General features: G+C 71.8%; 15 protein-coding genes. 6 read left to right on the top strand and 9 right to left on the bottom strand.

Annotated elements, in window-relative coordinates; all coding sequences use genetic code 11:
* Position 1: 1 nt before the first annotated feature.
* The 3 genes from ACFKCF_RS53675 to ACFKCF_RS53665 are packed head-to-tail and all read right to left on the bottom strand — an operon-like array spanning position 2 to position 3,903.
* The gene (locus tag ACFKCF_RS53675; RefSeq protein ID WP_394504167.1) at positions 2-1,774 is read right to left on the bottom strand and encodes a protein kinase; all 1,773 of its coding nucleotides are present in this window, start codon (positions 1,772-1,774) and stop codon (positions 2-4) included.
* A 58-nt stretch (positions 1,775-1,832) separates the two neighbouring features.
* Positions 1,833-2,834, bottom strand: coding sequence for a hydroxyacid dehydrogenase (locus tag ACFKCF_RS53670; RefSeq protein ID WP_394504165.1), 1,002 nt, complete (start codon positions 2,832-2,834; stop codon positions 1,833-1,835).
* A 34-nt stretch (positions 2,835-2,868) separates the two neighbouring features.
* Positions 2,869-3,903 carry a LacI family DNA-binding transcriptional regulator gene (locus tag ACFKCF_RS53665; protein ID WP_394504163.1) on the bottom strand — a complete coding sequence of 345 codons (1,035 nt, stop codon included), beginning with the start codon at positions 3,901-3,903 and terminating at the stop codon, positions 2,869-2,871.
* Positions 3,904-4,002: 99 nt separating this feature from the next.
* Here ACFKCF_RS53665 and ACFKCF_RS53660 point away from each other — a divergent pair, with 99 nt between their 5' ends.
* The 3 genes from ACFKCF_RS53660 (at position 4,003) to ACFKCF_RS53650 (ending at position 6,400) form a co-directional block, all read left to right on the top strand.
* Positions 4,003-5,109 carry a winged helix DNA-binding domain-containing protein gene (locus ACFKCF_RS53660; protein WP_394504162.1) on the top strand — a complete coding sequence of 369 codons (1,107 nt, stop codon included), beginning with the start codon at positions 4,003-4,005 and terminating at the stop codon, positions 5,107-5,109.
* 9 nt (positions 5,110-5,118) lie between these two features.
* Positions 5,119-6,075, top strand: coding sequence for a sugar kinase (locus ACFKCF_RS53655; protein WP_394504161.1), 957 nt, complete (start codon positions 5,119-5,121; stop codon positions 6,073-6,075).
* 67 nt (positions 6,076-6,142) lie between these two features.
* Entirely contained in the window at positions 6,143-6,400 is a 258-nt protein-coding gene (locus ACFKCF_RS53650) for a DUF1876 domain-containing protein (RefSeq protein WP_185067965.1), read from the top strand.
* 1 nt (position 6,401) lies between these two features.
* Here the strand turns inward: ACFKCF_RS53650 and ACFKCF_RS53645 are convergent, their stop codons facing one another.
* From ACFKCF_RS53645 to ACFKCF_RS53625, 5 genes are read right to left on the bottom strand one after another with little or no spacing between them, the layout of a single operon-like run.
* On the bottom strand, positions 6,402-7,307 hold the full coding sequence (locus tag ACFKCF_RS53645) for a dihydrodipicolinate synthase family protein (RefSeq protein ID WP_394504159.1): 906 nt from the start codon (positions 7,305-7,307) through the stop codon (positions 6,402-6,404).
* Positions 7,304-8,293, bottom strand: coding sequence for an oligopeptide/dipeptide ABC transporter ATP-binding protein (locus ACFKCF_RS53640; RefSeq protein ID WP_394504157.1), 990 nt, complete (start codon positions 8,291-8,293; stop codon positions 7,304-7,306). The genes ACFKCF_RS53645 and ACFKCF_RS53640 overlap by 4 nt, the downstream gene beginning before the upstream one ends.
* Positions 8,286-10,226 (bottom strand): dipeptide/oligopeptide/nickel ABC transporter permease/ATP-binding protein, encoded by a 1,941-nt coding sequence (locus ACFKCF_RS53635; protein ID WP_394504156.1) that lies wholly within the window; start codon positions 10,224-10,226, stop codon positions 8,286-8,288. Before ACFKCF_RS53635 ends, ACFKCF_RS53640 begins: the two co-directional genes overlap by 8 nt.
* Complete coding sequence (locus tag ACFKCF_RS53630) at positions 10,223-11,182, bottom strand: ABC transporter permease (RefSeq protein ID WP_394504155.1); 960 nt, start codon at positions 11,180-11,182, stop codon at positions 10,223-10,225. The genes ACFKCF_RS53635 and ACFKCF_RS53630 overlap by 4 nt, the downstream gene beginning before the upstream one ends.
* On the bottom strand, positions 11,179-12,783 hold the full coding sequence (locus ACFKCF_RS53625; RefSeq protein WP_394504153.1) for an ABC transporter substrate-binding protein: 1,605 nt from the start codon (positions 12,781-12,783) through the stop codon (positions 11,179-11,181). The genes ACFKCF_RS53630 and ACFKCF_RS53625 overlap by 4 nt, the downstream gene beginning before the upstream one ends.
* A gap of 133 nt (positions 12,784-12,916) precedes the next feature.
* Between ACFKCF_RS53625 and ACFKCF_RS53620 the strand changes: the two genes are divergently transcribed.
* Positions 12,917-13,627, top strand: a complete 711-nt coding sequence (locus tag ACFKCF_RS53620) for a FadR/GntR family transcriptional regulator (protein ID WP_394504151.1) — start codon at positions 12,917-12,919, stop codon at positions 13,625-13,627.
* Here ACFKCF_RS53620 and ACFKCF_RS53615 read toward each other — a convergent pair.
* Positions 13,624-14,211, bottom strand: a complete 588-nt coding sequence (locus ACFKCF_RS53615) for an HD domain-containing protein (RefSeq protein ID WP_394504149.1) — start codon at positions 14,209-14,211, stop codon at positions 13,624-13,626. The genes ACFKCF_RS53620 and ACFKCF_RS53615 overlap by 4 nt on opposite strands.
* 38 nt (positions 14,212-14,249) lie before the next feature.
* Here ACFKCF_RS53615 and ACFKCF_RS53610 point away from each other — a divergent pair, with 38 nt between their 5' ends.
* Positions 14,250-15,107 (top strand): DUF4429 domain-containing protein, encoded by an 858-nt coding sequence (locus ACFKCF_RS53610; protein WP_394504147.1) that lies wholly within the window; start codon positions 14,250-14,252, stop codon positions 15,105-15,107.
* A gap of 53 nt (positions 15,108-15,160) precedes the next feature.
* Complete coding sequence (locus ACFKCF_RS53605; RefSeq protein WP_394504145.1) at positions 15,161-15,589, top strand: nucleoside deaminase; 429 nt, start codon at positions 15,161-15,163, stop codon at positions 15,587-15,589.
* Positions 15,590-15,627: the final 38 nt, after the last annotated feature.

Below are 15,627 nucleotides of genomic sequence, written 5' to 3'. Positions count from 1 at the left end.
GCTACTCGCTCGGGTAGGTCCTGACCACCTTGCCCTGGAGGTTGGCGACCAGGTAGCCCGAGCCGTAGTCGTCGGACGCGTAGACGAGCAGCACCTGGCGCGGGCTGGCGAACGCGTAGTCGGGGTCCACGATCAGGTACCGCGAGGTCGGCTTGGCGACGCCGAGGTCCTTGTTCGCCTTCTTCAACAGGGCGGGGAGGGCGTCCCAGTTGTACTTCTGCAGGTCCACGGAAGGCGTGCCGCTCATCTTGCCGCCGGCGCTCGAGCGGGTGATCGCGCCGTCGCGGTAGAAGTACGTGTCGTAGACCGCCTTGTTGCCCTTGGCCGGTGCCTCGATCGAGGCATAAGTGGGGTACACGGTCATCCTGACGACCTTGGTGCCGCCGAGCTCGGTCTTGATCTTGGCGACCAGTGCCCGCATGCCCGAAGGGGTGTGCAGGTTGCCGGGCGTGGCAGGCGTGTCCGTGGTCGGGGACTCGGGATCCGTGACCTCCTGCGAGGTGGGGTGCGCGGACGGGTCGTCCTTCGTGGTGCTCCTCGACATGGAGGGGAGCACCTGCCACACCAGCACGCCCGCCACCGTGACCGCGACAGCCGACGTCACGATGCCCACGGTGCGGCCGCCGCCGCGGCGGCGCGAGTGTACGGTGGTCGCCTTCGGGATCGGCGCCGGTCCCCACGGGGGCTGCTGCGGCGCGTGCCCGTACCCGGGCGGCATGGTCTGCCCGGAGTGCCCGGCGATGGGCGGTCCTGTGTGGCCAGCCATGGGCGGCACCGTGTGCGCGGCGTGCGGCTGCCCGGGCGTCGCGGGACCCGTCGCGTGGCCCATCGCGGGGCCCGGGCCCATCGCGGGGCCCTGCCCCATCGCGGAGCCCATCGCGGGTCCCTGGGCGTGCGGGCCCGGCATCGGTGGGGCGGGGGCGGCGGGCATCGGGGGCGGCGCCGCGCCGGGGTCGGCCGCCGAGGCCAGCATGCGGTCGAGGGTCTCGGCGTCGGGACGGGCCGCCGGCTCGCGCCTGAGCAGCGCGCTCAGCACGGGGGCGAGCGCCCCGGCGCGCTCCGGCGGCGGCACTTCCTGGTTGAGCACGGCGGCCAGGGTCGCCAGCGTGGTGCTCCGGCGCAGCGGGTGGCGCCCCTCCACCGCCACGTACAGCATCATGCCGAGCGACCAGAAGTCGGAGGCCGGGTCGCCCTCGACGCCGTTGATGCGCTCGGGCGCCATGTACTCGGGCGAGCCGATGAACGACCCGGTGGCCGTCAGGCTCGTCGACTCGCGTACCGCCGCGATGCCGAAGTCGGTGAGCACCGACCGGCCGTCCTCGCGTAACAGGACGTTGGCGGGCTTGACGTCGCGGTGCTGGATGCCGACGGCGTGCGCGGCCCGCAGCGCGGACAGGACCTCCCGGCCCAGGCGCGCCACCTCGTGCGGCGCCATGGGCCCGCGCTGGATGCGGTCCTGGAGCGAGCCGCCCGTGACCAGCTCCATGACGATCCACGGGTAGCCCTGCTCGCCCGGGTCGACGATGTGGTGGATGGTGGCCACGTGCGGGTGGTTCAGCCGGGCCAGGGCGCGGGCCTCGCGCAGCACCCTGGCACGCAGCTCGCGGGCGCCCGCCGGGTCGTGCTCGTCCATGGAGGGGTCGGGCGGGCGTACTTCCTTGAGCGCGACCTCGCGGTGCAGGGCCACGTCCCAGGCCCGCCACACCAGGCCCATGCCCCCGCCACCGAGCCGCTCCGTGAGCTCGAAGCGGCCGTCGATCACCCGTTTGTGCATGCAGAGCAGCGTAGGGCCGACCCGCGGCCCGCGCCATGGGACCCCGGCAGTACGGGCCTCACGCGCTGGTCGCCAGCGACCCCGCTTCGACGCCGTACCGGAAGGGCAGGCCCTGGGCGTACCTGGACAGCTCGTCCAGCGCCTGGTGGGCGAGGCGGGACAGCTCGCCGCCGAGCGAACCGGCGATGTGCGGGGTGAGCAGGACGTTCGGGAGGTCGAAGAGGGGCGAGTCGGCGGGCAGCGGGTCGGGCTCGGTCACGTCGATCACCGCGTACAGCCGCCCGCCGGCCAGCTCGGCGACGAGCGCGTCCTGGTCGACGAGCGCGCCTCTGGCCGTGTTGATCAGCGTGGCGCCGTCGCGCATGCGGGCGAGGCGGGCCGCGTCGATGAGGTGCCTGGTCTCCGGGAGCGAGGGCGCGTGCAGGCTGACCACGTCGCTCCGCTCGATCAGCTCGTCGAGCCCGACGTGCGGCACGCCCAGGTCCTCCGTCAGGTACGGGTCCGCGACGAGCACGTCGAGCTCGAACGGCCGCAGCAGCTCGATCACCCGGCGGCCGATCCTGGAGGCCCCGACGATGCCGACCGTGCGCCGGTAGTTGCCGAACCCGGGGAAGCGGGTGTCCGCGTCGATCCGCGCCCGCTGCTCGCGGTAGAGCGCGGCGATGTCGAGCACGCGCTTGTTGGCGAACAGGATCGAGGCCAGCGTGAACTCGGCCACCGGCTCGGCGTTGGCCGCCGCGGCGGACGACACCACGATGCCGCGCTCCCAGCACGCCTCGGTGACGTGGTGCTTCACGGTGCCGGCGGCGTGCACGATCGCGCGCAGCCGGGGCGCCCTGGCCAGCACGTCGCCGGTGATGGGCGGGCACCACCAGCTCGTGTAGAGCACCTCGGCGCCGGCCAGCGCCTCGGCCACGGCCGGATCGGCGAAGTCCTCGGCCACCAGGCCGGGGTCCACATCGGCGATGTCGACCAGGCGGTCGCGCACCTCGCCGGTGACGAGCCGGGCCGCCACCGGCCGTCCCATGGCCAGCAGCGTCTTCGTTCGTGACTCGCTCATATCGCTCTCCCCGCAATCAATACGATCGAATTGATCATAACGAAGGGGGTGCGGACGACTCCCGGGGCCTGAGCTCGGGCAGCAGCGCCACGTGGCGGCCGACCGGGGCGGCGCCCGCGGTCAGGCGGGCGACCAGCAGCTCGACCGCGCAGCGCCCGACCTCCTCCTTCGGCGGCGCCACGGCGGTGAGCGAGGGCGAGGAGAACGCGGCCACCTCGTCGTCGTAGGCGACCAGCGACACCTCCCCCGGGATGTCCACGCCCGCCGCGACCAGGTGCCTGACCAGCGTGAGCGCGTCCTCGTCGTTGTGCACGAGCAGGCCCGTCACGCCCCGGTCGCGCACCAGGCGCAGCACGCCCGCCACCAGCTCGTCGGCGCGGTCGCGCTCGACGACGACCTGCGCGGGGGTGTCCAGGCCCAGTGCCGAGGCGCCCGCCAGCAGGCCCGCCCGGATCCCCGGCATGGTCGGGCTGGGGCAGGCGACGAGAGCGAGCCCGCGGTGGCCCAGCTCGGCCAGGTGGCGCACGGCGAGGTAGGCGCCGTGGGCGTGGTCGGAGGCGACGGCGTCGAGCGTGGCGGCCGGGCTCGCCGGCTCGGCCCGGCGCTCCACCAGCACGGCCGGGACGCTCAGCCCGGCCAGCCACTCCACGTGGGAGTCGTCGGGCTGCCTGCTCGGGGTGAGCAGCAGGCCGTCGACGCCGCCCTCGACGAGCTGGCGCACCTGGGCGCGGTCCTCGGCGTCCTCGTACCGGGAGATGCCGAGCACGAGGCGCGCCCCCGCCCTGGCGGCCTGCTCCTGGGCGCCCTTGATCACGGCCGGGTAGTAGTAGCGCGCGGTCGGGACCAGCATGCCGACGGTCAGCCCGCCGGCCCGCCGGGCGGGGGCCTCGGCGGGCAGCGTGACGCCGCCGTGCACCCTGGTGAGCAGGCCCTGGGCGGCCAGCTGCTCGACGTCCCTGCGCAGGGTGACGGCGGAGACGCCCAGCGCCTCGGCCAGGTCGGCCACCCGGGCCGAACCGCGCTCGCGGACCTGGCGGAGGATGAGCCGGTGGCGCTGCTCGACGGACATGCCCTCGATCCTATGTCTTTCGAATGATCGTTTGGATTTCATTCGATCAATCGCGATCGAGGACTGGAATCGACCTCGTTAGCCCCTACCTTTGACCCCATGGATCCCTTCATCAGCCGCAGGGCGCTCAACCGGGCCACGCTCGACCGCCAGCACCTGCTGCGCCGCACCGACAATTCCGTGGTCGAGGTCGTGGAGCGCCTCGGTGGGCTCCAGGCGCAGACCCCGCACACCTGGTACACGGGCCTGTGGAACCGGGTGGAGGGCTTCAAACCCGCCGACGCCGCCGACCTGCTGCTCTCGCGCGAGCTCGTACGCATCGCGCTGCAGCGCGGCACGATCCACCTCGTCTCCGCCCGCGACTGCCTGGCCATCCGGCCGCTGCTGCAGCCCGCCCTCGGGCGCATGACCAAGTCGACGTTCGGCAAGCGGTGGCAAGGGGTCGACCTGGACGAGCTGGCGGCGGTCGGGCGGGCGCTGGTGGAGGAGCGGCCCATGACGTTCGCCGAGCTGGGCCGGAAACTGGCCGAGCGGTGGCCGTCGAACGATCCGCACGCGCTCGGCCAGGGCGTGCGGTGGCTGGTGCCGCTCGTCCAGGTGCCGCCCCGGGGCCTGTGGGGCAAGAGCGGGCCCATCGCGCACACGAGCGCCGAGTCCTGGCTGGGCTTCGAGGTGGCGCCGATGACGCCGGCCGAGCTGGTGCGGCGCTATCTCGCGGCGTTCGGGCCCGCGTCGGTGATGGACGTGCAGACGTGGTCGGGGCTGACGCGGCTGGGCGAGGTGGTGGACTCGCTCGACCTGGTCCGCTTCAGGGACGAGGCCGGCCGCACCCTCTACGACCTGCCCGACGCCGTACGGCCCGGCGAGGACACCCCGGCGCCGGTGCGGCTGATGTACGACTTCGACAACCTGTTCCTGTCCTACGCCGATCGCTCCCGGGCTATCTCCGACACCGGAGCGACCGCCCTCCAGGGCTTCATGGGCACGAACGTGGTGCCGCGCGTCATCCTGGTGGACGGTTTCACCGCCGGGGACTGGACGGTCGCCCGTGCCAAGGGCACCTCCACGCTCACCATCCACCAGTGGACGCCGATCCCGGTGCTGGATGAGGTCGAGGAGGAGGCGCGGAAGCTGCTGGAGTTCCTGGCCCCGGGCGACAAACACGAAATCTCGGTCTCCAACGGGCCTTCCATTCCCGGACACTAGGCTGCAGCCATGCACAAACCGGTGACCGACCTTGTGACCTTCGGCGAGACCATGGCGCTGTTCGCCGCCCGCCGTACCGGGCCGCTGCGCTTCGCCCGCGACTTCGATCTGGGCCTCGGCGGCGCCGAGTCGAACGTCGCCATCGGCGTGGCCCGGCTCGGGCACAGCGTGACGTGGGTCGGCAGGGTCGGCGCCGACGAGTTCGGCGACCTCATCCGGGCCACGCTGGCGGGCGAGGGTGTGGACGTGCGGGCCATCCCCGATCCCGGCGCGCCGACCGGGTTGATGATCAAGGGCAGGCGCACCGCCGACCTCATCGACGTGCGCTACTACCGCAAGGGCAGCGCCGGCTCGCGGCTGAGCGCCGCCGACCTCGACCCCGAGCTCATCAGGTCGGCCAGGGTGCTGCACGTCTCCGCGATCACGCCGGCGCTCTCGGAGTCCGCCCGCGAGGCCGTACGGCACGCCATCGCCGAGGCGCGGGCCGCCGGGGTGCTCGTCTCCCTGGACGTCAACTTCCGCAGGGCGCTCTGGACGCCCGAGGAGGCCGGGGCGTGGCTGCGTGAGACGGTCGCAGACGTGGACGTGCTGTTCGCGACCGAGGCCGAGGGCCGGCTGATCGCCGACGTGGACGGCCCCGACGAGCTGGCCAAGGCGCTGGCGGCGCTCGGTCCGCGGCACGTGCTGGTGAAGTTCGGCGCGAAGGGCGCGATGGAGCTGTCGGAGGGCGTCGTGTGGCGGGCGGATCCGTACCGGGTGACGGAGGTGGACTCCGTGGGAGCCGGGGACGCCTTCGCGGCCGGCTGGCTGGCCGACTGGCTGGCCGGGGCGGAGCCCGCCGAGCGGCTCAGCACGGCGTGCGCGGCGGGGGCGTTCGCGGTGACCTCCCAGGGCGACTGGGAGAGCCTCCCGCGGCGGGCCGACCTGAGCCTGCTGCGGCGGCCCGCCGACGGCGTGAACCGCTGATCGGGCACCCTGACCTTTACCTTTGGGCTCGTAAGAGAGACCCTCGAAGGTAGGGAGGTGGTCCTCCATGGAGTACAAACAGTGGAACATCCAGATCTGGATCAGTGAGGACGACGAGGACGCCGTGACCACGGCCACGGCGGTGCTGTTCACCGCGGACGGCAAACGTCACGAGAGCGTGGCGCACGCCCGACGCAATCCCACCGACCGGCCGGTGCCCGGGATCGGGGACGAGCTGGCCGCCGGGCGGGCCCTGTCCAACCTGGCCTCGAAGTTGATCGAGGACGGCGCGGACGACGTGGCCCAGCTGGCCGGCACGGCATAGTTCAGAGCAGCCCGGCGGCAGCCAGGAGCTTGCCGACCCGGCCGACCTCGTCGTCATTGAGCGGAATCTGCGGGAGCGCGGTGATCGGGCAGTCGATGACACCGCGTAGGTGAAGCGCGGCTTTGAAGGCTCCGAGGCCCGACGAGCTGCCGCCCATGCGTGAGCCGCCTACACGGACTATCTCGAACAGCCTGACCAGGCGCTCCTGCTCCGCTCTCGCCGCCTGCCAGTCGCCCCGGGCGGCGCACCGGTAGAGCTCGACGTATCCCTGCGGGTCCACGTTGCCCAGCCCGGGCACCACGCCGTCCGCGCCCATCCACAGCGCCGAGTCCACGGTCACCTCGGACCCCGTGAGCACGCTGAACGGCGCCTCGCGGCCCAGGATGACCTGGCGCAGGCCACCGTCGTCGCCGCTGGAGTCCTTCACTCCGGCCAGCGCCCCCTCCGCGGCCAGCCCGAGCAGCAGTTCGGCGCTCAACTTGGTGTGCACGGAAACGGGCAGGTCGTACGCGTAGACCGGCAGCCCGCCCCGCGCGGCGACGGTCCGGAAGTGGGTGCGGATCTCGTCCGGATGGGTACGCGTGTAGAACGGCGCGGTCGCCACCAGCGCCGACACGCCCGCCTCGGCCGCGACCCGCGCGTGTTCGAGCACGCGTGGCGTCGTCATGTCGATCACCCCGGCCAGCACCGGCACCTGCCCGCCCACGTGGCCGACCACGGTGTCCAGCACCACCCGCCGCTGCGCGTCCGTCAGGTAGGCCACCTCCGACGACGACCCCAGCACGAACAGCGCGTCCACGCCCCCTGCCAGCAGGTGGTCGACCAGCCGGACCAGCGAGGCGGCGTCCACCTCGCAGTCAGGGGTCAAGGGGGTGCAAACCGGAGGAATGACACCGGTCAAAGTCATACGCGCTCCTGGATCAGCTCGACATCGGTGGCTCCCGCCGCCACCGGGTGGTGGCAGTGGAAGAGGTGGTCGCCTTCGGCCCGCGCCGCGGGCCAGTCCTCGGCACAGAGGCGGTCTGCCCGCCAGCACCGGGTGCGGAACGGGCAGCCGCTCGGCGGCCTGGTGGCGGAGGGCACCACGCCCACGAGCGGGATCGGGTTGATGGGCGAGATCAGGCCCGGGGTCGCGGAGAACAGGGCCCGCGTGTACGGGTGGCGGGCGCCCATCGGCACGGCCCGCGCGGGCGCCTGCTCGACGATCCTGCCGAGGTACATGGTGACCACGCGGTCGCTCATCCTGCGTACCGTCTGGATGTCGTGCGAGACGAACACCAGCGCGAGCCCGAGCCGTTCCTTCAGGTCGAGCAGCAGGTTGAGGATCTGGGCGCGGACCGACACGTCGAGCGCGCTGGTGGGCTCGTCGGCCACGACCAGGTCGGGTTCGAGCGCGAGCGCCCGGGCCACGGCCACGCGCTGGCGTTGACCGCCGGAGAGCTGGCCGGGCAGCGCGTCGGCGGCGCCGGCGGGCAGGCCCACCAGGTCGAGCAGCTCGCGTACGCGGGCGTCGCGCTGGGCGGGGGTGCCGCGGCGGTGCACGTTGAGCGGGTCGCGCAGCACCTGCCTGACGGGCAGGCGCCGGTTGAGCGCCGTGGACGGGTCCTGGAAGATCATCCCGACGCTGGAGCCGATCAGCGCGCGCCGCTCGCCCTCCTTCAGCGCCCACAGGTCCTTGCCGCGGAAGGCCACGCTGCCCCGGGTGGGCCGTTGCAGGCCGACCAGCACCCTGGCCAGGGTGGACTTGCCGCAGCCCGACTCCCCCACGACCCCGACCGTCTCGCCGGGGCTCACCGTGAGGTCGGCCGCGGTCAGCGCGTGGACGCGGTCCCGGGAGAACAGGCCGCCCGAGCGGGCCTTGTGCACGACGTGCACGTCCTTCAGCTCAAGCATGCTGCTCACTCCCTACGAGCGCCGGATGATGGCAGGCCACCGCGTGCGTGGTGTCCCCCGTCAGCACCGGAGCCTCGGTACGGCACACGTCCGTGGCCATGGGGCACCGGTCGGCGAAGCGGCAGCCGGCCGGGAAGTCGGCCGGGGCTGGCACCACGCCGGGGATCTGCGTGAGCCGCTCGGCGCCCGACTCCAGCGACAGGACCGAACCCAGCAGGCCGCGGGCGTAGTGGTGGGCGGGCGCGCCGACCAGGGTCGCCGTGGCGCCGGTCTCGACGATCTGGCCTCCGTACATGACGACCACGCGGTCGGTGACGTCGGCGACCAGCGCGAGGTCGTGCGAGACGAGGATCAGCGCGAACCCCAGCTCCTCGCGCAGCTTCAGCAGCAGCTCGATGACCTGCGCCTGGACGGTGACGTCGAGTGCGGTGGTGGGCTCGTCGGCGACGATCAGCTTCGGGTCGCGCGACAGCGCCATCGCGATCAGCACCCGCTGCCGCTGCCCGCCCGACAGCTCGTGCGGGTAGGAGGACAGGGTGCGGCGGGCGTCGAGGCCGACGAGTTCGAGCAGCTCGGCGGGGGTACGCCGGCCGCCGCGCCGGGTGAGCTGCCTGAGCTGGGCCTTGATGGTCATGGCCGGGTTCAGGGAGGAGAGGGCGTCCTGGTAGATCATCGCCATCTCGTGGCCGAGCAGGCGGCGGCGGGCGCGGCGCGACTCCGAGAGCAGCTCGCGCTGGTCGAAGCGGACGTGGCCGCTGACGCGGGCGTTGCGCGGCTGCAGGCCCATGATGGTCAGCGCGGTCAGCGACTTTCCGCAGCCCGACTCGCCGACCAGGCCGAGCACCTCCCCGGGACGCACCTCGAAGCCGATGCCGTCCACGATGTCCACACCGTCCGCGAACCCGATCCGCAGCCGTTCCACCGCGAGGACCGGCGGCCCCTGCGGCAGCGGGCGGGCGCGTTCGGCCAGCCTGCGGGCGGCCTCGGCCAGCCCGGGCAGCTCGACGACCTCGCCGGAGCCGGGCCTGGCCCGCTCGAACGCGTCGTCCTTCTTCGGGGGGACGGCCCTGCGGGCGGCGGGCGCGGCCCAGGCGTCGGAGATGCCCTCCGAGAGGATGTTGAGCGCGAGCACGGTCAGCAGGATCAGCAGGCCGGGGAAGACCGTGGCCCACCAGCCGCCGAGCAGCACCATGTTCTTGCCGTCGGCGATGACGCTGCCCCAGGAGGGGTTCGGCGGGCGCACGCCGGCGCCGATGAACGACAGCGACGCCTCGAACACGATCGCGTCGGCCACCATCACCGTGCAGAAGACGAGGACCGGCGCGGCGCAGTTGATCGCGACGTGCTTGACGACGATGTACGGCGTGCGCGCCCCGATGATCCGCTCGGCCGCCACGTAGTCCTCGCCGTACTGGGCGATCACGTTGGCCCGCACGACCCTGGCCACGGACGGCATGTAGAGGAAGGCCATGGCCATGACCAGCACCGGGATGCCGCCGCCGAACACCGCCACCAGCACGGCCGCCAGCGCGATGCCGGGGAAGGCCATGACGACGTCGAGCAGGCGCATGATGGTCTCGTCCACGGCCCTGCGCGAGGTGGCCGCGATCGCGCCGACGACCGCCCCGGCCACCAGGGCGAGCCCGGTCGCGCCGAGGCCGATGATCAGCGACCAGCGTGCCCCGTACAGGAGCCTGGACAGGATGTCGCGGTTGGCGCTGTCGAGGCCCATCCAGTGCGCGACCGACGGGCCGCCGCCCGTGGCCTCCTGGAAGTACGGCGAGTGCGGCGCGATCCACGGCGCGAGCAGCGCGGCCAGCACGACCACGGCCACGATGCCGACCGCCAGCCACGACAGGGGGTTGAGGCGGCGCAGGCCCACGCCCGGCCCCTTTTTCGGCACGGAGAGCCGTTCCGTCAGTCCACGTCTCATGCGGCGCTCCTGAGGCGGGGGTTGACCAGCAGGTAGAGGATGTCCACGACCAGGTTGACGACCATGAAGCCGACCGCGATGGTCAGCACCACGCCCTGGACGACGGCCGGGTCACCGTCGCGCACGGCGTTGATCATGAGCTGGCCCATGCCGGGCAGGCCGTAGATGGTCTCGATGACCACGGTGCCGCCGATCAGGTAGCCGATGCGCAGGCCGAGCACGGTCAGCGGGGTGATCAGGGCGTTGCGCAGCACGTTCCGGCCGACGACCACGATCGGCGGCAGGCCGCTGCCGATCGCGGTGCGCACGTAGTCGCGGTCCAGCTCCTCCACCATCGACGTGCGGATGATGCGGGTGAGCTGGGCGGCGATCGGCAGCGACAACGACAGGGCGGGCAGCGTCATCGACTGCAGCCAGCCCGCCGTGGAGTCGGCCGGGTTGATGTAGCCGCCCGTCGGGAACAGGCCCTCGCCGACGGCCAGGTACTGGATCATCAGCAGCGCCAGCCAGAACGGCGGCGCCGCGACCCCGACCAGCGACACCACGCGGATCACCTGGTCCGGCCAGCGGTCGCGGAACAGCGCCGCGGTGACGCCGAACACCAGCGACAGCACCACCGCGACGGCCAGGCCCAGGAACGTGAGCTGCAGGGTCAGCGGCAGGGCGGTCGTGATGGACTCCACCACCGGCTTCTTGGTGAGCACGCTGGTGCCCATGTCGCCCTGGGCCAGGTCCGCGACGAAGCGGACATAGCGCAGGGGCAACGGGTCCAGCAGGCCGTTCTCGAGCTGGAACTGGTGGATCTGCTCGGGGGTCGGGTTCGCACCCTGGAAGTACGCGTACTCCGGCTTGCTGTTGGAGAAGCGCATCACGATGAAGACGAACGCGACCACGCCGAGCAGCAGCGGGATCAGCATGAGGAGCCGCCGGAGCAGCATCCTGGCGACGAGCGTCATGTCCTCTTGGCCTGCAGCAGGTTGATGCCGGGGTAGGGCTGGGCGCGGATGCCGGACAGCTTCTTCGGGTCCCAGGCGGTCATCAGCTCGTTGTGGACGACGGGGTAGAGGATGGCCTGCTCAGCCACAAAGTCCAGATATTTGTGGATAAGTTCGGTCCGCTGGGCCTGGTCGGTTTCCTTGCTGGCCTCGTCCATCATCGCGAACAGCTTCTTGGCGTCCGCGGTGCCGTCCCAGTGGCTGTACTTCATCCACAGGCCGCCGGGCACGTAGTTGTAGTGCAGGATCAGGTCGGCGTCCATGCCGAACTGGTTGGGGTTTGAGGCGGCGGCGACCACCTGGTAGTCCTGGAACTGGTCCATCTTGGTGAACAGCGCGGCCGTGTCCTGCGGCTCCAGCGTGGTCTTGATGCCGATGGCCTCCCAGGAGGCGGCGATGGTGGGCAGGCAGTCGGCGATCCAGCTCACGTTCACGGCCATGAGGTTGATCGTGAGGTTGCTCACGCCGGCCTCTTTGAGGAGGGCCTTGGCCTTCTCGGGGTCGTAGTCGTACACGACCGAGGCCCGCTTGTAGGCGGGGTTGCCCTCGTTGAGGAAGGAGCTGGAGGCCGTCCCGTGGCCCTTGAGCGCCACGTCGATCATCTTCTGCTTGTCGATCGCGTAGTGCAGGGCCTGGCGCACCCGTACGTCGTCGAAGGGCTTGGCGCCCGTGTTGAACATCAGGAACATGTGGTTCATGCCCTTGCCGCCCTCGACCGTCAGGCCCTGCTGCTTGAGCTGGTCGACGTTGGCGTACGGGATGTTGTCGGCGATCTGCGCCTCGGCCGAGCCGCCGGAGATCTTGGCCACGCGGGCGGCGGCGTCCACGATCGTCAGCCAGTTCATCTTCTTGGCCGTGGCCGGGCGCGGGCCGTTGTAGCCGTCGAACGCCTCGAAGGAGGTGTTGGACTTGGGATTGTGCGCGGTCTGCTTGTACGGCCCCGACCCCACCGCCATGCCGCTCTTGGCCTTGTCCCACGCGCCCGCCTGGCTGAAGACGTGCTTGGGCATGATCTTGGCGATGGTCAGCCTGGGCGCGGCGTCGGGGAAGGGGAACTTGAAGACCAGCTCGACGTTCCTGTCGTCGACCTTCTTCACCTCCTGGAGCCAGGACTTGAAGAAGTTGCCGGTCAGGACGTTGTCGGGGCCCAGGATCCGCTCGAAGGTGAAGACGACGTCGTCGGCGGTGACCGGCTGGCCGTCGTGCCACTTGGCGCCGTCTCTGAGCGTGAACTTCCAGGAGGTCGCGTTCAGGTCGGCAGGCAGTGCACTGGCCAGGGCCGGGTACGGCTCGCGTGTGATCGGGTCGGTGTCGAGCAGCCCCTCGTAGATGTGGTTGATCCCCGCCATCGCGAACGCCGACGCGGTCTGCGTCGGGTCCCAGCTCTGGTCGTTGCCGTACCCGATGACGGCGGTGATCAGGTCCTTGTTGGATCCGGCGCCGACCGATCCGGTCGAGGCCGGGCCGCCGGAACACGCGGAGAGCGTCGCCGCGACGAACGCCGCCGCACCCGTAGCCCCGCTGTAACGCAGGAAGTCGCGGCGGCTGAACTCAGAGCTCACGGAATTCCTCCTGGGACGTAGCACGTGGGACATCCCATGTCCTATCTTTGCCGTAACGTGGACGCTAGATGCTGCCCCGGCTTGAGGTCAACAGAAGATTTCCGGAATGTTACATACGATGAAAGGATCTTTCATGACCACAGTCCCGCGTCCGGCCCGGCCGAGCCGTGCCGTCGAGGCCCAGGAGGGCGTCAAGGACCTGATCGTCCGGCGTGGGCTGGTGGCGGGAGACCCCCTGCCGACCGAGTCGGAGCTCATGGAGGAGCTGCGGGTCAGCCGCAACTCGATCAGGGAGGCGCTCAAGGCCCTGCAGGCGGTCGGCATCGTGGACATCCGCCACGGCTTCGGCATGTTCGTGGGCCGGATGTCGCTGGCGGGGCTGGTGGACGAGCTGACCTTCCACAGCCGCATCACGCTGCAGAACGGCAAGAACCACCTGGCCAACCTGATCGAGATCCGCGAGATCCTGGAGAGCGGCCTCGTCGAGCGCCTCATCGAGCTGGGCCCCGAGGCCGACCTGACGCCGGTCGCCGACGTCATCGCCAGGATGGAGGCCGAGGCGCCGGCCGGGCCGGTCTCCCCCGAGACCGACCGCCTCTTCCACGACCTCCTCTACCGCCCGCTCGGCAACCCGCTGGTGAGCCAGCTCCTGGGGGCGTTCTGGGACGTCTACTACCAGTTGCGCGACGAGCTGGGCGCGCCCGACGAGCCGCCGGGCGACGTGGTCAGGCGCCATCGCGACATCTACACGGCCGTGCTGGCCGGCGACCGGGCCGCGGCCGTGGCCGCCGTACACGCCCATTTCGAGGGCGTGCGCAACCGCGTGGCCAGGATCGGCGGCTAGTACGCGCTGAGCCGCTCCACGCGGGGATGCCAGCGCGTGCGCCACTCCCCGAACCACCTGGCGAACCAGGGGTGAGCACCGGCCAGCGGCATGATGTAGGCCACGGTCTCCAGGTAGTAGCGCCGCTGGAACCGCCACGGCATCCGCTGCAGCTCCTGCACGTTGCTCACCCGGTCGGCCAGCTTCACGAACACCGCTTGCAGCGGCGCCTGCACGAGGGTGCTCAGGTAGTCGACCTTCGCGATCCCGCGGGGCTTGGTCACCCACCGTACGAGCTCGGCCACGCCGGCGCCGAACCTCCGCGCGACCTCCGCCTCGGTGCACGGCGTGTCCTCCAGCACGTCGTGCAGCACGATCGCCACGAGCACGTCCCGGTCGGTCAGCTCGGCGCCGACCACGGCCACCTCCAGCGCCTCGAGCAGATGCTCCAGGTACGGGCGCCCGGTCGGCCGCTGCTGCACCCCGTGCTGCGCACGGGCGAACGCCACCGCGTCGCGCAGGGATTCCGTGGTCCCCGGCGGGAGCGCCTCGCTCAGGGGGCGTTCCGCCTGCGCCCAGGACGACCAGCTCGTGAAGATCTCCATCCCGCTCCTCTCGACCCCGCGTGTCCTAGGCTGAGAATATGGCCGAGATCGCCGTCGCCGACGGCTCGTGGACGTTCAACGGCGAGTTCCTGCGCATTGTCCCCGGAAGCGACAAGGGCGTGCACGAGCTGCGCAGGACGCTGGGCGAGCTCGTGGTGCCGCTGGAGGCGATCGCGAGCATGACGTTCGAGCCGTCGCGCAAGGGCGGCCACGTGCGGATGCGGCTGCGCAAAGGGGCCGACCCGCTCTCCGACGCGGTGGCGGGGCTGCTCGGCCCGCCCGCCGACCCGTACCGGCTGGCCGTTCCCAAGAGCCGCGCCGGCGCGGCCGAATACTTCGCCGACGAGGTCCGCGACACCCTGCTCGTCTACCAGACGCCCACCGCCGCCTGCGACGACTACCTCCTGGCCGGGCCCGCCGTGCCCGTCTCGGCCACGGCGGGCGACGGCACCGCGCACTTCGACGGGGAGCGGGTGCGCCTGGAGTGGACCGGGTTCGCGAGCGCGGAGAAGGACAAGGCCGGACCGCAGGAGTTCCCGCTGTCGGACGTGGCCGGCGTCGAGTGGAAGCCGCAGTCCGGCATGGGCTACGGCACGCTGCGCTTCCGCGTCAAGGGCGAGGGCCCCGCGCAGCCGCCGCAGAAGGATCCCCACTGCGTGTCGTGGGGCATCCAGCGCTTCGGCGGGACCACCGCTCTGGTCGCCGCGGCCGTGCTGGCCCGGCTCCCGAGGGAGGCCGAGCTGCCGCCGCCTCCCCCGCCCGCGAACGACGACGTGCACGACGCGGTCCTGCGCCGCCTGGGGGAGCTCGGGGAGCTGCACCGGTCCGGGGTGCTGACCGACGAGGAGTTCACGGCGGCCAAGCAGGCCATGATCCGCCGCCTCCAGGAGACGTGACCCCGCCCGAACGGGGGAAAATATGGCCAGATGCCCAGGATGGAGAACCTAGCGTGACCCACGACGAAGAGAAACTCCTGCGCCGCGCCATCGAGCTGGCGGCGGAGGCCCGTGCCGGCGGCAACCCGCCGTTCGGCTCCCTGCTGGCGGGCCAGGACGGCTCGATCCTGGTCGAGGAGCGCAACAGCTCGCTCACCGACCACGACATCACCGCGCACCCGGAGCTGAAGCTGGCCCGCTGGGCCGCCCGCGAGCTCGACCCCTCGGCCGCGGCCACGACCACGATGTACACCAGCTGCCAGCCGTGCGGGATGTGCGCGGGGGCCATCGCCCGTTCGGGCCTCGGCCGCGTCGTCTACGCGCTGTCCGGCGAGCAGCTCAACGGCCTCAAGCCGCCGGGCAGCGCCTTCGTGGACCCGCCCGCCGAAGGCCCGGCCCTGTACGACGAGGCGCGCGTACCCGTTGAGGGCTACTACGTCTGACCCTTCCCGCGACGCGGGGCCTGCCGGGACGCGTCCGG

This window comes from Nonomuraea sp. JJY05 (assembly GCF_043496855.1).
Lineage (GTDB): Bacteria > Actinomycetota > Actinomycetes > Streptosporangiales > Streptosporangiaceae > Nonomuraea.
Note: the sequence above shows the minus strand (reverse complement) of the source record. Positions and strands in the feature narration are given on the sequence as shown.

Coding starts and splice junctions, on each gene's coding strand:
- ACFKCF_RS53635 (WP_394504156.1), bottom strand. CDS start 10,226: ATGAGACGTGGACTGACGGAACGGCTCTCCGTGCCGAAAAAGGGGCCG.
- ACFKCF_RS53640 (WP_394504157.1), bottom strand. CDS start 8,293: ATGCTTGAGCTGAAGGACGTGCACGTCGTGCACAAGGCCCGCTCGGGC.
- ACFKCF_RS53665 (WP_394504163.1), bottom strand. CDS start 3,903: ATGTCCGTCGAGCAGCGCCACCGGCTCATCCTCCGCCAGGTCCGCGAG.
- ACFKCF_RS53660 (WP_394504162.1), top strand. CDS start 4,003: ATGGATCCCTTCATCAGCCGCAGGGCGCTCAACCGGGCCACGCTCGAC.
- ACFKCF_RS53650 (WP_185067965.1), top strand. CDS start 6,143: ATGGAGTACAAACAGTGGAACATCCAGATCTGGATCAGTGAGGACGAC.
- ACFKCF_RS53670 (WP_394504165.1), bottom strand. CDS start 2,834: ATGAGCGAGTCACGAACGAAGACGCTGCTGGCCATGGGACGGCCGGTG.
- ACFKCF_RS53615 (WP_394504149.1), bottom strand. CDS start 14,211: ATGGAGATCTTCACGAGCTGGTCGTCCTGGGCGCAGGCGGAACGCCCC.
- ACFKCF_RS53630 (WP_394504155.1), bottom strand. CDS start 11,182: ATGACGCTCGTCGCCAGGATGCTGCTCCGGCGGCTCCTCATGCTGATC.
- ACFKCF_RS53655 (WP_394504161.1), top strand. CDS start 5,119: ATGCACAAACCGGTGACCGACCTTGTGACCTTCGGCGAGACCATGGCG.
- ACFKCF_RS53620 (WP_394504151.1), top strand. CDS start 12,917: ATGACCACAGTCCCGCGTCCGGCCCGGCCGAGCCGTGCCGTCGAGGCC.
- ACFKCF_RS53645 (WP_394504159.1), bottom strand. CDS start 7,307: ATGACTTTGACCGGTGTCATTCCTCCGGTTTGCACCCCCTTGACCCCT.
- ACFKCF_RS53610 (WP_394504147.1), top strand. CDS start 14,250: ATGGCCGAGATCGCCGTCGCCGACGGCTCGTGGACGTTCAACGGCGAG.
- ACFKCF_RS53675 (WP_394504167.1), bottom strand. CDS start 1,774: ATGCACAAACGGGTGATCGACGGCCGCTTCGAGCTCACGGAGCGGCTC.